We start from the raw sequence: 16,447 nt of genomic DNA, 5'->3' as shown, positions 1-16,447 counted from the left end.
CGGTCAGGCGGTGGCCTTGCGGCAGAATGCCGCGAAGTCCCGAACGGTGTTGATGTCGAACAGGTCCTGCTCGTCGATCTCGATGCCCAGCTCCATCTCGGTCCTGACCAGGATTTCCAGCAGGAGGATGGAGTCCACGTTCCGCAGTCCGGTGACCGGACTGTCGAGTTGGATCTCGGCCGGCTCGATCTTGGCCACCTCGGAGATGACCTTCTGGATGGCGAGCAGCACCTGGTCCGGAGTTTCCGGCCGCGCGTGCGATTCCGTTGTCATGATTCCCGTCCCTCCTCGCTCCTGCCCATTTCCTGAACCGCGGGGGTCGGCTTTCTGACCGGCCGGACGGCGAACGACTTGCCGACACCGCCGCGCAGCCCGCCGAGCCCGCGGGGCATCGGCAGATAGTCCGGCTGGGGGATGTCGATCTCCATGCCGACCGCCAGCCGGGCCGCCTTGAAGCCGGGAACGTCCTTGTTGTGCAGGGCCAGCTCCTGGTGGCGCCGGGCGTCGCCGTACGCGATGAACGCGATCTCCGTGATGGTGTCGCCTGGCCGGACGACGTAGCGGCTGCCGATGGCCGGCACCGGCGAGACTCCGGCGGCCGGGACGGACCGCCTCTGCGGCGCGGCGGCGGGCCGCTCCTGCGGCGCGGCGGCCGACCGCTTCTGCGGTGCGGTGGCGGGCCGCGGCGCCGGGGTGACCTCACCCAGGGTGCCCGCTTCGAGCAGGACCGCGGTCTGTTGGCGCTGCTTCTTGCCCGAACTCGTCTTGGGCAGCGTGCCCTTGCGGACGATGGTGACATCGTGGACAGGGATGCCGAACTGCTCCCGCACCCGTCCGGCCACCCGGTCGACGAGTCCCTCGGGCGGCGGGTAGCTCCTCGCCTCGGCCACGATGCGCAGGGCCTCGGTGTCGCCGTGCCGAACCGCGACGGCGACCGATCCGTTGGGCCGTATCCCGGGGACCGATTCGACCTGCTGCTCGATGTCGTGGGGCTGGTGGTTGCGGCCGTTGACGATGATCAGGTCCCTGAGCCGACCGGTCACATGGAGTTCGCCGGCCAGCAGGAACCCGAGGTCGCCGGTGTGCAGCCGACCGTACTTCCAGGTCTGCCCGGTCAGCTCCGCGTCGGCGTAGTACCCGAGCGCCATGTGGCTGCTGCGTACCGTGACCTCACCCTCGTGGCCCTCGGGCAGCTCCTGTCCGTCCTCCGACACGATCCGCAGTTCGGTGCCCTGAAGCGGGCGCCCGCTGGAGGCGAGTTCGATGCCCTCACCCGCGGTGGCGGTGACGGGGACGGCCCTGCGCTCCTCCGCCAGGAGACGGGCGTCCACCACCGTGGTGGTGAGCCCGGTCGACGCGGGGGCGAGGGACACCGCGAGGGTGGCCTCGGCCATGCCGTAGCAGGGCCGCAGTGCCTCGGGCCGGAAGCCGCTGCTCTCGTAGGCGGCGGCGAAGCGCTTCAGCGTCTCGACGGACACCGGCTCCGCCCCGCAGCCGGCGATCCGCCAGGCCGAGAGGTCCAGACCCTGCGGCGGCGTCTTGGCGGCCTTGGCGGCGAGCAGCCCGTAGGCGAAGTTCGGGGCGAAGGAGATGGTGCCGCGCACGTCGCTCATCAGCCGTAGGAAGCCCACGGGGTCGCGGACGAAGTTCAGGGGAGGCAGGTACCAGGTGCTGGTCTGGGTGAGCATGGGGGTGAAGATCTTTCCGATCAGCCCCATGTCGTGGTGGAAGGGCAGCCACGACACGCCCCGGTCGGTGTTCGTGTCCACGGCGAGCGCTGCGGACAGGGCCCGGACGTGCGCCAGCAGTCGGCCGTGCTCGACCGCGACTCCCTTGGGCCTGCCCGTGCTGCCGCTGGTGAACTGGATCAGCGTGAGGTCCTCGGGGGCAGGCAGCGGCATCGTCGGTCCGGGCCGGGCGTCGGCCAGCGCCTCGAAGGGCAGGACTCGGCAGGGCAGCGGAAGCTCCCGCAGGAAGCTGGTGAAGACATCGCCGGTCAGGCACAGGGCAGCGCCGGACGCCCGGCAGATCTGGCGCAGGCCCTCTCGGTAGGCGTCCCCGCGACTGGTGAGCGAGGGCGGCGCGGCCGGTACGGTCACCAGCCCGGTGCGCAGCGCCGCCCCGAGAGCGAGGATGAACTGCCGGGCATCGGCCATGACCAGGACGACCCGGTCACCGGGAGAGAGGCCGAGCGAGGTCCAGCGAGACGCGAGCGCCTCCGTGCGGTCGGCCAGGTCGGCGAAGGAGATCGCCTCCTCCTGGCTGTCCCCGGGGAAATGCAGCGCACGGTCCTCGCGTGTCCATGATGCGAAGACTTCCGCGAAAGTCGAGCTTTCGGCCAACGAAATTCGCCCCCTGTCATGTGTGTGCCGTAAGGACTTTCGCCGATCAGTGAGTACTTTCTCCTGTTCACCCCGATCAATGAGTGAAGAAGGAGCATGAAGCCCCCAAGAGGCATTGCGAAGAATTTCAGTCAGCGATGAGTGGGATGGGCCCGTGGGCCCGCACCGCGAATGCCGCCAGCATCGACGCTCGATGACGGGCTGTCAACCCGCTTCCAGGCGAGGTGGATTGTTGGCGCAAAAGGTCGCGTTGCCCCACGGGGAGCCCTGTGAACCCCCGGGAAACGCCGCGAGGACACGGCGAGGACCAGGCGAGGACCGTCCCACCGAGGATAGTTCGCGGAAGGCACCAGAAGTTCCTGCAGCACTGGTCGATTCCATGATGACGCATCGGCCTCCCCCGCGTGTTCGGGCCATCTACGGCCGTGTGGCACAACGACTTCGACGAGCCTGTTCAGCAATCATTGAAAGGACGTGACGCCACGATGACCGAGACTGAGATCGGGCCGGCGGGCTCTGGTGCGGCACTTGCCGAGGGAGTGATTGTCCCCGAGGACGTCAAGGACGACATCACGCGTTTCGAGCGGGACGGATTCATCGGCCCGGTCAAGCTCTACGCGCCGGAGGAGGCCGCCGAAATCCTGCGCGAGGTACGCGTCAAGAATCAGGACACCAGCCACTCGGTGTTCCACAACAGCATGAACTACGACCGCCACCTGGACATCCCGGAGCCGTCGCGGCACGTCACGCACCCGACGATCCTCAAGTACCTGAACGCCATCCTCGGGCCGGACGTGCTGTCGTGGCGCACCGAGTTCTTCGCCAAGTTCCCCGGTTCCCGAGGCACCGAATGGCACCAGGTCCGCGACTACAGCTACGCCACGGGCAAGCCCCAGCGGCTGCCGACGGAGACGGACTGGAACGCGTACATCGACATCACAGTGTGGACGACCTTCACCCCGGCGACCAAGCGGACCGGCTGCATGAAGTTCGTCCGCGGCTCGCACCGGGAGCGCATCTTCGACGAGGCCGTCGGCCTTCCACCGCCCCGACGGTCGCCGGACCCGCGGGCTCGGATCCGCACCCTCACACAGATGGAGACCCCCTACGTATAAGTGGAGGCCTGTACTTTGCCGGCCCGCCCCGAGCCGGCGCGGCTGCCGTCGAATCCGCCCCCAGCGGATGTCCGGCTGCCACGGCGTAGCCCCGGACGGCGACATCGGTCGCGCTCACCGTCTTCTGCGGCTGACGACCTCATCGATCTCTCCGTGCCGGAGGGGCTCGGAGAGCAGTGGAGCACTGATCGTTGGGCCGCGTGTTGGAACCAGGACCGGATTCGGCTGCGTACCCTGTGGCTTGCCCGTATCGCCCTACAGACGTGGCCGAGACCGGACCGGCACCGACTGATTCGGGCAGACGGGCGTGCGGAGTGCGCGTCCCACCGGCCAGGGCCTGCTCGCCGAGTGGTCCCCTTCCGCCGAGCGGCGAGGATCTCCGCCTGAGGCGCGTCCGGCTCATGGCGGGCTTCGCCCATGCAGGCGGCGTACGTCCGGGACCACGCCGGCACCGCAGGTACGGCGATCACCGGCCCGGACCGCGTCGCCGCCCCGAGTGGCCGATGCCGGAAGGTGCCGCGCGGCGGGGCGGTGTACGGATGGAGCGACCCTCATCCCGAGCGGGAAGGACCGCCCCTCATGCCCATCGCAGTGAACAAGCTCACCGACCCCGCCGTACGTGCCTTCGTCGGTGCCCTCAACGCGCACGACCGCGAGAGCTTTAAGGCCGCGCTCGCGCCCGGCGCCACCATGTCCGACGACGGCAGCGAGCGGGACATCGGCGACTGGACCGAGCGCGAGATCTTCTCGTCGAACGGTCACATGGACGTCGAGAGGCAGACGGCCGACGGGCTCGGTCTCGTCGCCCGCTACCGCAACGACGCCTGGGGCGAGATGCGCACCGCGTGGCGGTTCACCGTGCAGGACGGCAAGGTCGAGCGTTTCGAGACCGGCCAGGCCTGAGCCGGCGCCAGGCGGCGGACAGCGGGCCCGGCCAGCGACCAGGCGTGAGCCCGCACCGGTTGGTCGGCCAGGCGTGAGCCCGCACCGGTTGGTCGGCCGGGCCCGAGACCGCACCGGCCACCGGCCCCGCTCAGCCGCGCCCGATGAACGGCATGTTCGTCGCCAGCACCGTCGCGAACTGCACGTTCGCCTCCAACGGCAGTTCCGCCATGTGCCGTACGGTCCGTGCCACATCGGCCGCGTCCATCACCGGCTCGGCCGCCAGCTCGCCGTTCGCCTGGAGCACGCCCGACTGCATGGCCCGCGTCATCTCCGTCGCCGCGTTGCCGATGTCGATCTGGCCGCAGGCGATCGAGTACGGCCGCCCGTCCAGCGAGATCGACTTCGTCAGCCCGGTCAGCGCATGCTTCGTCGCCGTGTACGGCGCCGAGTGAGGGCGCGGCACATGCGCCGAGATCGAGCCGTTGTTGATGATCCGGCCGCCCTGCGGAGTCTGCTCCTTCATCTGGCGGAACGCCGCCTGCGCGCACAGGAAGGCGCCCGTCAGATTGACGTCCACCACCTTGGTCCACGCGGAGTGGGGCAGGTCCTCGAAGGGGACGCCCCCGGGGCCGAAGGTGCCCGCGTTGTTGAAGAGCAGGTCCACCCGGCCGTAGTGCTCGCGGACCGTCGTGAACAGCGCGGCCACGGCGTCCGGGTCGGTCACGTCCGTCGGCACGGGCACCAGGTCCGCGTCCGGTCCGGCCAGGTCCGCCGTCTCCTCCAGCGCCTCCGCGCGACGGCCGGCCGACGCCACCGCCCATCCGGCGGCGGCCAACTCCAGTGCCACGCTGCGGCCGATGCCCGAGCCCGCGCCCGTCACCACCGCGATCCTCCGTGCAGCGTTCATGGGGCGCAGCGTACGTGCCGTACACGGAACTCATCCGACCGCCATGCGGACGTTGTGTCTCCGACAACGCTGATTCGTCACCGGCCACTCCAATGCGACTGACAACAGCCGTAAGGGGAGGGCCACATGACACGCGCGTCGCATCCCGACCACGCACCCGAGCTCAGAGCGGCGGCCGCACGGCACCTGGGCCGTCGCACCTTCCTCACCGTCACTTCCGCGGCAGCCGCGCTGCTTTCAGCATCGGCCTGCCCGGCACCGCGCACGCCGCCGAGGGCGACACCCGGAAGATCACCGCGGACCCGTTCACCCTGGGCGTCGCCTCCGGTGACCCCGAGCCCTCGTCCGTCGTGCTGTGGACGCGGCTCGCGGCCAGCCCGTACGAGCCCGGCAGCGGTCTGCCGCAGGTCCGCTTCCCCGTGCTGTGGGAACTCGCGCACGACGCCCGCTTCACCCGCATCGTCAAGCGCGGCAGCGCCACCGCCCACCCGGAGTTCCACCACAGCGTCCATGTGGAGGCCACCGGCCTCGACCCCGACCGCGTCTACCACTACCGCTTCCGCGCCGGGCACTGGATCAGCCCGGCGGACGCACCCGCACCGCGCCCGCCCGCGGCGCCCGGATCAGTGAGCTGAAGCTGGCCGCCGTGTCCTGCCAGGCGTACCACGACGGCTACTTCACCGCCTACCGCCACCTCGCCGACGAGGACCTCGACGTGGTCCTCCACCTCGGCGACTACCTCTACGAGTACGCCGTCAACGCCGTCGGCGGCGCCCGCAACTACACCGACCGCCGCCTGCCCGCCCACTTCAACCGCGAGACGGTCACGCTGGAGGACCACCGGCTGCGCCACGGCCTCTACAAGTCCGACCCCGACCTGATGGCCGCGCACGCGGCCCACCCGTTCGTCGTCACCTGGGACGACCACGAGACCGAGAACAACTACGCGGACGAGACGCCCGAGAACGACGTGCCGCCGGAGGAGTTCCTGCTGCGCAGGGCAGCCGCCTACCGCGCGTACTGGGAGAACCAGCCGTTGCGCGCACCTCAGCGATCCACCGGCCCCGGCATGACGCTCTACCGTCGGCTGCACTTCGGGCGGCTCGCGCAGTTCGACGTCCTCGACACCCGCCAGTACCGCTCGGACTGGGGGTACCTCCCACGCCCGCCAGGGCGTAGGGGGAAGTACGACGACAAGGCGCACGTGCCCGGACCCGAGTCCGAGGACCCGTCGCGCACCATGCTCGGCGGGACGCAGGAGCGCTGGCTCATCGACGGCTGGCGCGCCTCCGACGCCGTGTGGAACGTCGTGCCGCAGCAGGTCAACTTCGCGCAGCGCAAGCTGGATCTGAGCGAGCCGGCCAGGGTCAGCATGGACGCCTGGGACGGCTACCCGGCCTCCCGCGACCGAGTCCTCGACGGCACCGCGTCCGCCGGCATCGAGAACCTGATGGTCCTCACCGGCGACGTCCATGTCGCGTACGCCTACGACATCAAGCGCGACTACGAGACGCCCGGGGCGAAGCCCGGCGGCACCGAGATCGTCGCCACATCCGTCTCCAGCGGCAAGGACGGCGCGGACCGGCCGGCCACCTCGGAGACCTACACCAGGGACAACCCGCACATGAGGTTGCAACGGGCGGCGCGGCTATGTGACCGTCGTCCTCGGCGAGGAGCATGCCCGCGCCGACTTCCGCTCGATGGAACGCGTCACCGTGCCCGGCGGTGCGATCACCACGTCCGCGTCGTTCGTGACCGAGGCCGGCAACCCCGGCCTCCAACAGGTCTGACACTCATCCACCAGGGACATGACGGACATTGGGGACATCCGGGGTGGTGGACGCTGATGCGGTCCCGTACCGCGTCGAGCGTCCGCAGCACGGCGAGCGTGCCCGCCGGTCACCGGCACGCCCCACCGCACGGTCCCGTTCATCGCAAGCCACTCCTGTGTCATGACGCACATTCCGCGGTACCGGAAGCGGCCCAGTGACGAAGTCCACGGTCTGGGGTCTCGCCCGAACGGACGGGCTGAGAGCATAGTTCGTTGAATCCAGGAACGGAGTGGTGATGTCGGAGAGCGGTCAGAGCGAACGAGGACCCGTCCCCCGAACCGATCCGGCACCGTCTTCCCTGGCAACGCAGCCCCGTGCCGCCGCCGCCCCGGCCCGCCGGGCCGGACTCGTGATCACCCTCGTGCTGGGCGGGCTCACCGCACTGCCGCCGCTGTCCATGGACATGTACCTCCCGGCGCTGCCCGAGGTCACCGACTCCCTGCACGCACCCGCGGCGACCGTGCAGCTCACGCTGACCGCGTGCCTCGCGGGCATGGCGATGGGTCAGCTCGTCGTCGGCCCGATGAGCGACAAATGGGGACGCCGGCGTCCGCTGCTGATCGGCATGGTCGTGTACGTCGTCGCCACCGCGATCTGCGCACTCGCCCCCACCACCGAACTCCTCATCGGAGTCCGGCTGTTGCAGGGTCTCGCCGGCGCCGCCGGCATCGTCATCGCCCGCGCCGTGGTCCGCGACCTCTACGACGGCATCGAGATGGCCCGGTTCTTCTCCACCCTCATGCTGATCTCGGGGGCGGCGCCGATCATCGCACCGCTGATCGGCGGGCAGGTGCTGCGACTGACCGACTGGCGCGGCATCTTCGTCGTGCTCGCCGCCGTCGGTCTGGTGCTCACCCTCGTCGCGGTGAAGTGGCTGGGCGAGACGCTGCCTGTCGAACGGCGCCACGAGGGAGGGGTCGTCGAGGCGCTGCGCACCATGCGGGGACTGCTCGCCGACCGGGTCTTCACCGGCTACGTGCTGACGGGCGGGCTCGCGTTCGCCGCTCTGTTCGCGTACATCTCGGCGTCCCCGTTTGTGATGCAGGAGATCTACGGGGCGTCGCCGCAGATGTTCAGCCTGCTGTTCGGCGTCAACGCGGTCGGCATGATCGTGGCGGGTCAGATCAACGGCAAGGTGCTGGTCGGCCGGGTCCGTCTGGACAAGGTCGTCGCGGTGGCCCTCACGGTGATGGCACTCGCGGCGACGGCGCTGCTGCTGATGACGGCGGGCGTTCTCGGCGAGACGGGTCTGGTCCCGGTCGCGACGGGCCTGTTCGTCCTCTCGGCGGCGATGGGCTTCGTGTCTCCGAACACCAACGCGCTGGCCCTGTTGCGCACCCCGAACGCGGCGGGCTCCGCCTCCGCCCTCATCGGCACGGCGTCGTTCCTCGTCGGCGCGGTGGCGTCCCCCCTCGTCGGCATCGCGGGCGAGGCGACGGCGGTCCCGATGGCCGTCGTCCAGCTGTGCTGCGGGCTGGCGGCGATGGCCTGCTTCGTGGGTCTGTGCCGTCCGTGGCGGCGGGAGAGGTCCGAGTCGTCCGGCGTATGAGCCCCGCGGACGGTACTCAAGCGCCGGGGCGGCGTGTGAGCCCCGCGGACACGACCTGGGGCCCGCCCGGTTCACTGCGCGGACGCATCCGTCGTCAGCGCGTCTGTCCTGCGTTTGACGCAGGCGTGGCATGGGGCTGGACTGGACTAAGAGGCGCTGCGGCCGAACTCCACTCCAGGGAGAGCAGCGATGACGACTACGGAAACCTTCAATCTTCTGCAGCCGCACAGGATCGCCGAGGAGACATTCGTTATCCCGTGGGCCTTGGAGGCTCCGCCGGTCGGCCACTTCCCGATGAATTCGATGGTGATCCGGGGATCCGAACCGGTGCTCGTGGACACCGGGGCGCCGGCGGTGCGATCCCAGTGGCTGGAGGCTGCATGGTCCGTGGTAGATCCGTTGGACGTGCGGTGGATCTTCCTCACCCACGACGATCGTGATCACGCCGGCAACCTTTTGGCTGTCCTCGCCGAATGCCCGAACGCGACACTGCTGACGACCTGGTTCTCGATCGGGCGCATGGCCGAGGAGTGGGAGACACCGATCAACCGGTGCCGTTTCATGATCGACGGCGATACGGTGGACGTCGGTGACCGCACCCTGGTGGCCAAACGGCCGCCCCTGTACGACAACCCGACAACCCGCGCCCTCTTCGACACGAAGACCAACGTCTTGTGGGCGGTGGATACCTTCGCGACGAACGTGCCCACTCCCCTGCCCGAAATTGCCGGCTTGTCTGCGGATGAATTTCGCGACGGGCAATTCTTCGGCGGGCGGCTGGTTTCGCCCTGGGTCGCCTTGCTGGACGGCCAGAAGTTCCGGGCAGTGGTGGACGAGTTCCAGCGGCTGGACGCCGAGGTCATCGCCGGCTGCCACTCGCCGGTGCTCCGCCGGCCGCACATCGCGGAGGCGTTCGATCTTCTCCGCCAACTGCCTGAGATTCCGGCCTGGCCAGAGTTCACACAGGCCGACCTCGACCAGTGGATGGCGATGGCCGAAAGCTCGGTCCCGCCCGAACAGCCACGGCCATCGGCCACGTGACGGACGTCCTGGGTCGGGCTCTGCGCGGACTTCCTCGGCCGGTTGTACTGCGTAGTGCCGTCGAGGGCGGAGGACGCCGGCAGCTCCAGCCCGGCCCCCACGATTCTCTCCAGCGCGATGTTGATGAGGTCGTCCGGACGGCTCTTCGCCGCTGCTTCTCTCCGGATCGACGTCTCGGCGATCCGACGGGCCTCGGCCTGGTCGTGGACCAGGCCCACCCGTGCCGCACCGGCCCCGGTGGTTCTTGGCGTCTTCACCGCCCGGTACAGCGGCAACGTGCCCTCTGGCAGGTCCACCGCCCGCCGAACGAAGTCCACCACCATCTCCGGGACGTCCTCCAGCTTCGGGAAACACCCGAGTCGGCACGAAGAACAGATGCAGCTCCTGCGCTGTGATCAGCCGCTTGAACCGGCTGTGCCCTGAGGGCTTCAAGATCATCCCGTGGCCCCTTCGGGCTGATCTCGGCGATCCCCCTTGTGGGACCCGTCCGCAGGTCAGGTGCCGGATGGGTGGGGAGATCCACTGAGCAGGTGTGGGGTCACCCTTGAGCAGGGGGTGGCCGGTTTTCAAGGAGCGAGCACGCGGCAGACGTCTTCGGTTCGGGTGACGATGACCGGACTGATCTCGGCACCGCATGACGTCTCCCCCAACCGAAAACCTCAGTAGTGGGCTGCTCCGCCGGACTTTCCCACGCGCTCGGAGTCCTGAGATGCGCCGCGAGCAGCGGCGGCCGACGCTGAAGACATGAGGGCGACGTGGTCCGGCGTGATCCAGTTCGGGCTGGTCGCCCTGCCCGTCCGCCTGTACGCGGCGACCGAGGAGCACCCGGTACGGCTCCACGAGATCCACACCGTGGACGGCTCCCGGGTCGAGCACCGGCGCTTCTGCCGGGCCGAGGGGCCGACATCGCCCCCTCGGCACCGGTCACGGACCGGGAACTGGAGCTCGCGATCGGCCTGCCGCTGCTGCACCCGTACGGCACGGTGACCCTCGGCCGCCACCTCACACCCGGGGAAGGACGGCTCACCGTCGGGAAGTCCGGCACGTACTTCCAGATCACGCTGGACCACCTGGGGCGCCCGGCTCAGCTCGCCGAGGTGAAGAACGACGCCTTCGAGCGGCTGGCCCTGGCCGGCGAGGGGCACTGCCTGCGCGCCGGGTGCCGCCATCACATCGCCGACCCCAGAGCGGTACTGCGCAGCTTCCAGCTGCGGACCGGCAGCATCGACCTCACAGCCTTCGTGCGGGCCGCGCTCGCCGTCGAACTGGGCGACACCGCCCTGCCGAACGGCTCCTGCGAGAGGTCGAGGCGCTGGCCGGGCCGGTGCGCCCAGCGAAGACGCGGGACGAGGACCAGGCAGAGCCGGGATAAACCTGTTGGACCCAGCGGGTCTGATCAGGGCGCGGAAGGGCCGTCAGGGCCGGAGAGCCACCCACACGAAGGAGTCGATGCCGCGCAGGCCCGGGGCGGACTTCGCCAGGGTGGTCAGGCGGCCGACGCCGGTGGCGGGGCCTGCGCAGTCGGGGGCGACGCGTCCGACGAGGTGCCCAGACGGCAACGGCGTAAGACGCGGCGCGGGACAGCTGGGATCTGCTTGCCCCGCGTTGGCTTCGGTGGACGGTATCGAATCCCTGGCCCGAAGGCGTGATCGAGACCGCCTCCGAGTCCGCCCCTAGGCATGGCCGCTGCCGCTTCAGGAGATGCGCCGGATGTGGCGGACGGCGAGGTAGAGCAGGAGAGCGGTCAGCACGAGGAAGATGCCGGTCTCGATGCCCCGGAGCGCCCAGAACCTGCTCCCGGGCGGGCAGAGCTGCCAGTTGCAGGGAGCCGGGTCCCAGGACCATCTGACTCAGGCCGTGTTGCCGGCGCTGGAGGGCGGCACGCGGGTTGGAGTGCCGCAGGCGGGTCGGGCGGTACGGACTTGCCCGCCATCGGATCATTGCGGGCTGGGCCGGCAGGGTGGCTGGCGGACCTCGCCCGGAGTGGAACGCAGGTCAGGCCGCAACGGCGTCATAGGTTCCCGGTCTCGGCAGACGCGCACACAGAGCGCGCTGGTGTGACGGGAGGACGCAATGCATCCCTGGAGAGCCGTGCCCTGGACGCGTGCGGCGGGCGCGGTGGCCGCACTGGTGGTGTGCGCGCTGGTGTCCGCAGCGGTGCCGCCGGAGGCAGCGCGGGCGGCCGACGGGCCGGCGTCGCGCTGGATCGTGGTCTTGAAGAGCTCGGTGACCGACCCGGGCACCGTGGCCACCGAGCAGACCCGTCCGCACCGGGCACGGGTGCATGAAGTCCTCGACCTCAGTGCGGGCACGGGCAGTGAGGCCCTGAGGGGTTACGTGGTCGAGGCCACCCCGGAGCAGGTCGCGGCCATCCGCACCGATGCGCGGGTGGACTTCGTGGAAGCCGACGGCGTCGTACGTGCGCCCGAGCCCGTGCTTCGTCCTGCGCCGGTGCCCAGACCTCCGCAGGGAGACGCCGAGCACACGCCGCAGGCCGCCCTCCCCTGTGTGCCCAACGACCCCTATTTCGAGGAATTCCAGTGGGGGCTGGAGAAGATCGATGCTCCCAGTGGCAGCCTGTGCACCCGGGTGAGGTCCGCGGTCGCGGTGCTGGACACCGGCGTGGAGACCACCCATGAAGATCTGGCCGCCGCCGTGGCCGGTTCGGTCAACTTCTCCCAAAGCCCCACCGCCCAAGACTTCAACGGCCACGGCACCCACGTCGCGGGCATCGCCGCCGCGGTGACCGACAACGGCATCGGAGTGGCCGGCGTGGCGCGGGGCACCCGCCTGTGGAACGTCAAAATCCTCAACGACGACATGACCGGCAGCTTCGAAAGCGTCGCCAAGGGGCTGTACTGGGTGGCCCGTCACGCCAAGGCGTACAACATCCGCGTCGCCAACCTGAGCCTGACCACCCCACAGAGCAGCCAGGTCATGCGCCGGGCCGTTCGCGCGGCCATCCGCGCCGGGGTCACCGTGGTGGCCGCCGCCGGGAACCTGGGCACCACCCAGATCCTCTACCCGGCCGGCTACCCCGAAGTCATCTCCGTCGCCGCAACGGGGCAGGACGACAAACTGTCGCCTTTCTCCACCTACGGCAAGTGGGTGGACATCGCCGCTCCCGGCGCCGACATCGTCTCCACCATTATTGACAATGACTACTCGAACCTAAGCGGCACCAGTATGGCCGCACCGTTCGTCAGCGGCGCCGCCGCCGCATGCCTGACCACCCACCGGTGCCATAAAGGGAACGTCGAAGCCCAGCTCGGACGCGACACCGACCCTATCCCCGGCACCGGCACGCTCTTCCGCTACGGACGGCTCAACGCCAGCTGCTACCGCAACCGCCACCACTGGGACATCGCACTGCCTCAGTTCGGAGACCGCTGCCGACACTTCACCACCGGCCAGCAGTCGCCGCCGGGATCCGTGCGCCGCGGGCTCCCAGCAGATGGCGCTGGTCCTGCGAGTCCGTCCAGGTGAACAGGCCCACGTCCGGGACCTCCGCCTCCCGCACGCGCACATGCGCGGGCAGCGGCTCCGGTTCGGCGGCGGCCAGGTCGAGCGTCAGCGGTGTGCCGGTGCCCGCGACCGCGCCGGTCGTCCCGTAGGCGACGCCCGCGTCCGTCACCGCCGTCAGCGTCAGCGACGTCGTGCCGTCCTCCCGCTCGTGGCAGCGGCCCTTGCCGAGCGTCAGGTCGAACGCCAGGTTCCCTGCGACGAGATGCCCGCCCGGGGGCGCGCGCACCGCCTGGGGATACGTGCCCGGTTCGATCTCCGGCTTGTGGCAGCGTACGGAGACCAGGGCCCTGCCGGTCCTCGGCTCGTGCACCGACCAGATGTCGTGCGTCGCCGAGTCCTTGCCGCCCTTCGCGAGCCGCCAGCGGGCCGACACATAGCCGTCGACGACCGACGTCGGGACGCCGGAGTCGCGGTCGGCGCCGGCCGGGGCCGCTTGAGCGCCCGCTGCCACCGGGCCGGACGTGCCTAGAATCTCTTGGTGAACGCCTCCGCCCCCACCGCCGAGACTCTGCGCGGCGCCCTCGCCGGGCTGCTGGACGGACTGCCGCCCAGCCAGGCCGCACAGGCCGTCGAGCGGCTGATCGCCAATTACCGGGGCACCACCCCGACCGACGCCCCCGTGCTCCGCGATCGCTCCGACGTCGCCGCCTACGCCGCGTACCGGATGCCCGCGACCTTCGAGGCCGTACGGTCCGCGCTCGCGGCGCTGCGCGAGGCGGCGCCCTCGTGGACCCCGGTCACGCACACCGACATCGGCGGCGGTACGGGAGCGGCGAGCTGGGCGGTGGCCGATGCCTGGGAGGAGTCCGCGCCCAGGACGACGGTCCTCGACTGGGCCGGGCCCGCGCTGGCTCTCGGCCGCGAACTGGCGCTCGCGTCACCGATGCCGTCGCTGCGGACCGCGCACTGGGAGCAGGCACGGATCAGCTCGGCGCTCCGGATCGGGAGCCCTGATCTCGTGACGGTGTCGTACGTGCTCAAGGAGCTCTCCGAGGCCGATCGCGCCGCCGTCGTCGCCGAGGCGGCCCGCGCCGCGCAGGCCGTCGTGATCGTCGAGCCCGGCACCCCCGACGGATACGAGCGGATCATCGCGGCCCGCGACGCGCTCATCGCCGCCGGGCTGACGGTCGCAGCGCCCTGCCCCCACAGCGCCGCCTGCCCCATCGAGCCCGGCTCCGACTGGTGCCACTTCTCGGCCCGCGTCTCCCGGTCGTCCCTGCACCGGCAGGTCAAGGGCGGATCGCTGGCGTACGAGGACGAGAAGTTCAGTTACGTCGCGGCCGTACGCTTCCCCGCCGAGCCGGCGGAAGCCCGGGTGACGCGCAAGCCGCAGATCCGCAAGGGCCTGGTCCTGCTCGACCTGTGCACGACGGCGGACGGACTGTCCCGCGAGACCGTGACCAAGCGGCACGGCGACCGGTACCGCGCGGCCCGGGACGCGGCGTGGGGCGACGACTGGCCGCGCCCCTGAGCCGTCCGCCTCCTCGCCGGCCGGTGTGCCGCCGCCCGCGAGCCCCGGACAGCCGAGACGTCTCGTCTCCCCGGTTGGTAGCTTGGGCGCATGACGAAGGCCAAGGCACCCGACTCCTCCCGCCGCAGCGAGCGGTCCCGCCGCGCGATCTACGAGGCCGCACTCGCCCTCGTCGGCGAAGTGGGATACGGCAGGACCACCATCGAGGGCATCGCCGCCCGCGCGGGCGTCGGCAAGCAGACCATCTACCGCTGGTGGCCCTCCAAGGCCGCCGTCCTGCTGGAGGCCTTCCTCGACCTGGCCGAGCAGGCCGCCGAGGAAGCAGGCACGGGGGAGTACGAGATCCCCGACACCGGCGACCTCCAGGCCGACCTGCGGATGGTGCTGCGCGCCACCGTGGACGAGATGAACAGCCCCGCCTACGACGCCCCCGCCCGCGCCCTCACCGCCGAAGGAGTGGTGAACGCCGAGGTCGGCGCGCAGTTCGTGGAGAAGCTGCTCGAACCGCAGCTCCAGCTCTACGTCACCCGGCTGCGCTCCGCCCAGGAGTCGGGTCAGGTGCGCGCGGGCATCGACCTGCGGATCGCGCTTGAGCTGTTCACCGGCCCCCTCGCCCACCGCTGGCTGCTGCGCACCCTGCCGCTCACCCACGACTACGCGGACGCCGTTGTCGACTACGCCGTCAACGGCCTCGCGCCGCGCCCCTGAGCCGGCCGCGCCGCGCCGCGCCTCCGCCTGGCCCCGTGAGGCAGCGCGCCGCGCCTCCGCCTGGCCCCCTGAGTCGGCCGCGCCTGTCGGCCCCTGAACCGCCGTGCGCCGGGCCTGCCACGGCGCGCCCCGAGCGCGCCGGGAACACATGAGCCGGTACCCCGGTTGGGGACTGTGGCCACCGGCAGCGCAGGATGGTGGGACCATGGCAGTGTCCGGATGGGGCGAGCGCAGGTGTGAGGGGATAGATGGGCGACGGTATCGGCCGCTTCCGCGGCACGGAGGGCAGGACGTCCGGGGAGAGCAGGCTGGCCCAGTGGCTGCGCCGCCGCACCGGGAACACCGAGGCGGAGGACTCGCAGCGCGAGGCCCTGCTCCTGGCCACCGCCGCTGCCGGACTGCCGCTCGCGCCCGCCGCGTATCCCGTCGGCCCCAGCTGTTCCTGCGAGCGCATCGGCTGTCCCATCCCGGCCACCCATCCCGTCTCGTTCGCCTGGCAGACGCAGTCCACGACGGACAGGGCACAGATCGAACGCTGGGCGCGCAACCAGCCCGAGGCCAACTTCATCACAGCGACCGGCATGGTCCACGACGTCCTGGACGTTCCGTTGGAGGCCGGTCGCAGTGCTTTGGAGCGACTGCTGGCACAGGGCATCGACGTGGGCCCCGTGGCCGAGTCCGGCGGTGCCGGCGACCGGGGGCGGATGCTGTTCTTCACGGCGACCCGCGGCACGCCCGAGGACGAGGACGAGTGGTGGCCCTGCGAGCTGGACTGCCACCCCGAGACGATGGACGAGCACCCGGGGATGCGCTGGCACTGCCGGGGCAGCTATGTGCTGGTGCCGCCGGCCCGGCTGCCGGGCGAGGACGAAGTGGTCTGGGTGCGCGGTGTGGAGCATCCGCTGCCGGACCCGCTGACCCTGCTGGAGACGCTCACGGACGCGTGCGCGCGCTATGCGGCGGGCGAGGCTGAGTACGCCGGCCACCACGAGGCGGCCTGGCCGCTCGGCCGCCGCTGACCCGAGGGGACATCAGGCGCCCCGGCGCGGGGCGACTCGCCCGTAGGCCCGTA

At 70.7% G+C, this 16,447-nt stretch carries 14 protein-coding genes and 2 pseudogenes; 11 read left to right on the top strand and 5 right to left on the bottom strand.

The genetic code is table 11. The features are described 5' to 3' along the window. Nucleotides 1-3: 3 nt before the first annotated feature. Together ACH5AF_RS16065 and ACH5AF_RS16060 are read right to left on the bottom strand one after the other, a co-directional pair. A complete protein-coding gene (locus tag ACH5AF_RS16065) occupies nucleotides 4-273 on the bottom strand; it encodes an acyl carrier protein (RefSeq protein ID WP_398902260.1) in 270 nt (89 codons plus the stop codon). Then, nucleotides 270-2,342: an AMP-binding protein gene (locus ACH5AF_RS16060; RefSeq protein ID WP_398902259.1), complete on the bottom strand. Its 2,073-nt coding sequence runs from the start codon at nucleotides 2,340-2,342 to the stop codon at nucleotides 270-272. The genes ACH5AF_RS16065 and ACH5AF_RS16060 overlap by 4 nt, the downstream gene beginning before the upstream one ends. A gap of 485 nt (nucleotides 2,343-2,827) precedes the next feature. Here ACH5AF_RS16060 and ACH5AF_RS16055 point away from each other — a divergent pair, with 485 nt between their 5' ends. Both ACH5AF_RS16055 and ACH5AF_RS16050 read left to right on the top strand, forming a co-directional pair. After that, a complete protein-coding gene (locus ACH5AF_RS16055; RefSeq protein ID WP_398902258.1) occupies nucleotides 2,828-3,457 on the top strand; it encodes a phytanoyl-CoA dioxygenase family protein in 630 nt (209 codons plus the stop codon). 579 nt (nucleotides 3,458-4,036) lie between these two features. Beyond that, a complete protein-coding gene (locus ACH5AF_RS16050) occupies nucleotides 4,037-4,360 on the top strand; it encodes a nuclear transport factor 2 family protein (RefSeq protein ID WP_398902257.1) in 324 nt (107 codons plus the stop codon). 130 nt (nucleotides 4,361-4,490) lie between these two features. Here the strand turns inward: ACH5AF_RS16050 and ACH5AF_RS16045 are convergent, their stop codons facing one another. Beyond that, the gene (locus ACH5AF_RS16045; protein ID WP_398902256.1) at nucleotides 4,491-5,249 is read right to left on the bottom strand and encodes an SDR family oxidoreductase; all 759 of its coding nucleotides are present in this window, start codon (nucleotides 5,247-5,249) and stop codon (nucleotides 4,491-4,493) included. 126 nt (nucleotides 5,250-5,375) lie between these two features. Between ACH5AF_RS16045 and ACH5AF_RS16040 the strand changes: the two are divergent. The 3 genes and pseudogenes from ACH5AF_RS16040 (at nucleotide 5,376) to ACH5AF_RS16030 (ending at nucleotide 9,671) form a co-directional block, all read left to right on the top strand. After that, nucleotides 5,376-7,039, top strand: a pseudogene (locus tag ACH5AF_RS16040) (alkaline phosphatase D family protein). Between the two features lie 277 nt (nucleotides 7,040-7,316). After that, nucleotides 7,317-8,630, top strand: a complete 1,314-nt coding sequence (locus ACH5AF_RS16035) for a multidrug effflux MFS transporter (protein ID WP_398902255.1) — start codon at nucleotides 7,317-7,319, stop codon at nucleotides 8,628-8,630. 189 nt (nucleotides 8,631-8,819) lie between these two features. After that, nucleotides 8,820-9,671: an MBL fold metallo-hydrolase gene (locus tag ACH5AF_RS16030; protein ID WP_398902254.1), complete on the top strand. Its 852-nt coding sequence runs from the start codon at nucleotides 8,820-8,822 to the stop codon at nucleotides 9,669-9,671. A gap of 119 nt (nucleotides 9,672-9,790) precedes the next feature. Here the strand turns inward: ACH5AF_RS16030 and ACH5AF_RS16025 are convergent. Continuing rightward, a pseudogene (locus ACH5AF_RS16025) lies at nucleotides 9,791-9,994 on the bottom strand (hypothetical protein); the annotation flags it as partial. A gap of 421 nt (nucleotides 9,995-10,415) precedes the next feature. On the opposite strand from ACH5AF_RS16025, the gene ACH5AF_RS16020 reads away from it, so the two are divergent. The 3 genes from ACH5AF_RS16020 (at nucleotide 10,416) to ACH5AF_RS16010 (ending at nucleotide 13,157) form a co-directional block, all read left to right on the top strand. Further along, the gene (locus tag ACH5AF_RS16020; RefSeq protein WP_398902253.1) at nucleotides 10,416-10,658 is read left to right on the top strand and encodes a Ku protein; all 243 of its coding nucleotides are present in this window, start codon (nucleotides 10,416-10,418) and stop codon (nucleotides 10,656-10,658) included. Continuing rightward, nucleotides 10,655-11,320: a DUF6420 family protein gene (locus ACH5AF_RS16015; protein WP_398902252.1), complete on the top strand. Its 666-nt coding sequence runs from the start codon at nucleotides 10,655-10,657 to the stop codon at nucleotides 11,318-11,320. Before ACH5AF_RS16020 ends, ACH5AF_RS16015 begins: the two co-directional genes overlap by 4 nt. A gap of 595 nt (nucleotides 11,321-11,915) precedes the next feature. Further along, nucleotides 11,916-13,157 carry a S8 family serine peptidase gene (locus ACH5AF_RS16010; RefSeq protein ID WP_398902251.1) on the top strand — a complete coding sequence of 414 codons (1,242 nt, stop codon included), beginning with the start codon at nucleotides 11,916-11,918 and terminating at the stop codon, nucleotides 13,155-13,157. Here the strand turns inward: ACH5AF_RS16010 and ACH5AF_RS16005 are convergent. After that, nucleotides 13,072-13,647 (bottom strand): hypothetical protein, encoded by a 576-nt coding sequence (locus tag ACH5AF_RS16005; protein ID WP_398902250.1) that lies wholly within the window; start codon nucleotides 13,645-13,647, stop codon nucleotides 13,072-13,074. The two genes, ACH5AF_RS16010 and ACH5AF_RS16005, sit on opposite strands and share 86 nt — an antisense overlap. Nucleotides 13,648-13,674: 27 nt before the next feature. Here ACH5AF_RS16005 and ACH5AF_RS16000 point away from each other — a divergent pair, with 27 nt between their 5' ends. The 3 genes from ACH5AF_RS16000 (at nucleotide 13,675) to ACH5AF_RS15990 (ending at nucleotide 16,394) form a co-directional block, all read left to right on the top strand. Beyond that, a complete protein-coding gene (locus ACH5AF_RS16000) occupies nucleotides 13,675-14,667 on the top strand; it encodes a small ribosomal subunit Rsm22 family protein (protein WP_398902249.1) in 993 nt (330 codons plus the stop codon). Between the two features lie 90 nt (nucleotides 14,668-14,757). Beyond that, nucleotides 14,758-15,375 (top strand): TetR/AcrR family transcriptional regulator, encoded by a 618-nt coding sequence (locus ACH5AF_RS15995; protein WP_398902248.1) that lies wholly within the window; start codon nucleotides 14,758-14,760, stop codon nucleotides 15,373-15,375. 248 nt (nucleotides 15,376-15,623) lie between these two features. Then, a complete protein-coding gene (locus ACH5AF_RS15990; protein ID WP_398902247.1) occupies nucleotides 15,624-16,394 on the top strand; it encodes a bifunctional DNA primase/polymerase in 771 nt (256 codons plus the stop codon). Nucleotides 16,395-16,447 lie beyond the last annotated feature (53 nt).

The organism is Streptomyces sp. NPDC018833 (assembly GCF_044390825.1).
Taxonomy (GTDB): Bacteria; Actinomycetota; Actinomycetes; order Streptomycetales; family Streptomycetaceae; genus Streptomyces.
Note: the sequence above shows the minus strand (reverse complement) of the source record. Positions and strands in the feature narration are given on the sequence as shown.

Excerpts from the sequence above, each read along its gene's own strand:
- ACH5AF_RS15990 (WP_398902247.1), top strand. The coding sequence starts at position 15,624 with ATGGGCGACGGTATCGGCCGCTTCCGCGGCACGGAGGGCAGGACGTCC.
- ACH5AF_RS16050 (WP_398902257.1), top strand. The coding sequence starts at position 4,037 with ATGCCCATCGCAGTGAACAAGCTCACCGACCCCGCCGTACGTGCCTTC.
- ACH5AF_RS16020 (WP_398902253.1), top strand. The coding sequence starts at position 10,416 with ATGAGGGCGACGTGGTCCGGCGTGATCCAGTTCGGGCTGGTCGCCCTG.
- ACH5AF_RS16055 (WP_398902258.1), top strand. The coding sequence starts at position 2,828 with ATGACCGAGACTGAGATCGGGCCGGCGGGCTCTGGTGCGGCACTTGCC.
- ACH5AF_RS16045 (WP_398902256.1), bottom strand. The coding sequence starts at position 5,249 with ATGAACGCTGCACGGAGGATCGCGGTGGTGACGGGCGCGGGCTCGGGC.
- ACH5AF_RS16030 (WP_398902254.1), top strand. The coding sequence starts at position 8,820 with ATGACGACTACGGAAACCTTCAATCTTCTGCAGCCGCACAGGATCGCC.
- ACH5AF_RS16065 (WP_398902260.1), bottom strand. The coding sequence starts at position 273 with ATGACAACGGAATCGCACGCGCGGCCGGAAACTCCGGACCAGGTGCTG.
- ACH5AF_RS15995 (WP_398902248.1), top strand. The coding sequence starts at position 14,758 with ATGACGAAGGCCAAGGCACCCGACTCCTCCCGCCGCAGCGAGCGGTCC.
- ACH5AF_RS16035 (WP_398902255.1), top strand. The coding sequence starts at position 7,317 with ATGTCGGAGAGCGGTCAGAGCGAACGAGGACCCGTCCCCCGAACCGAT.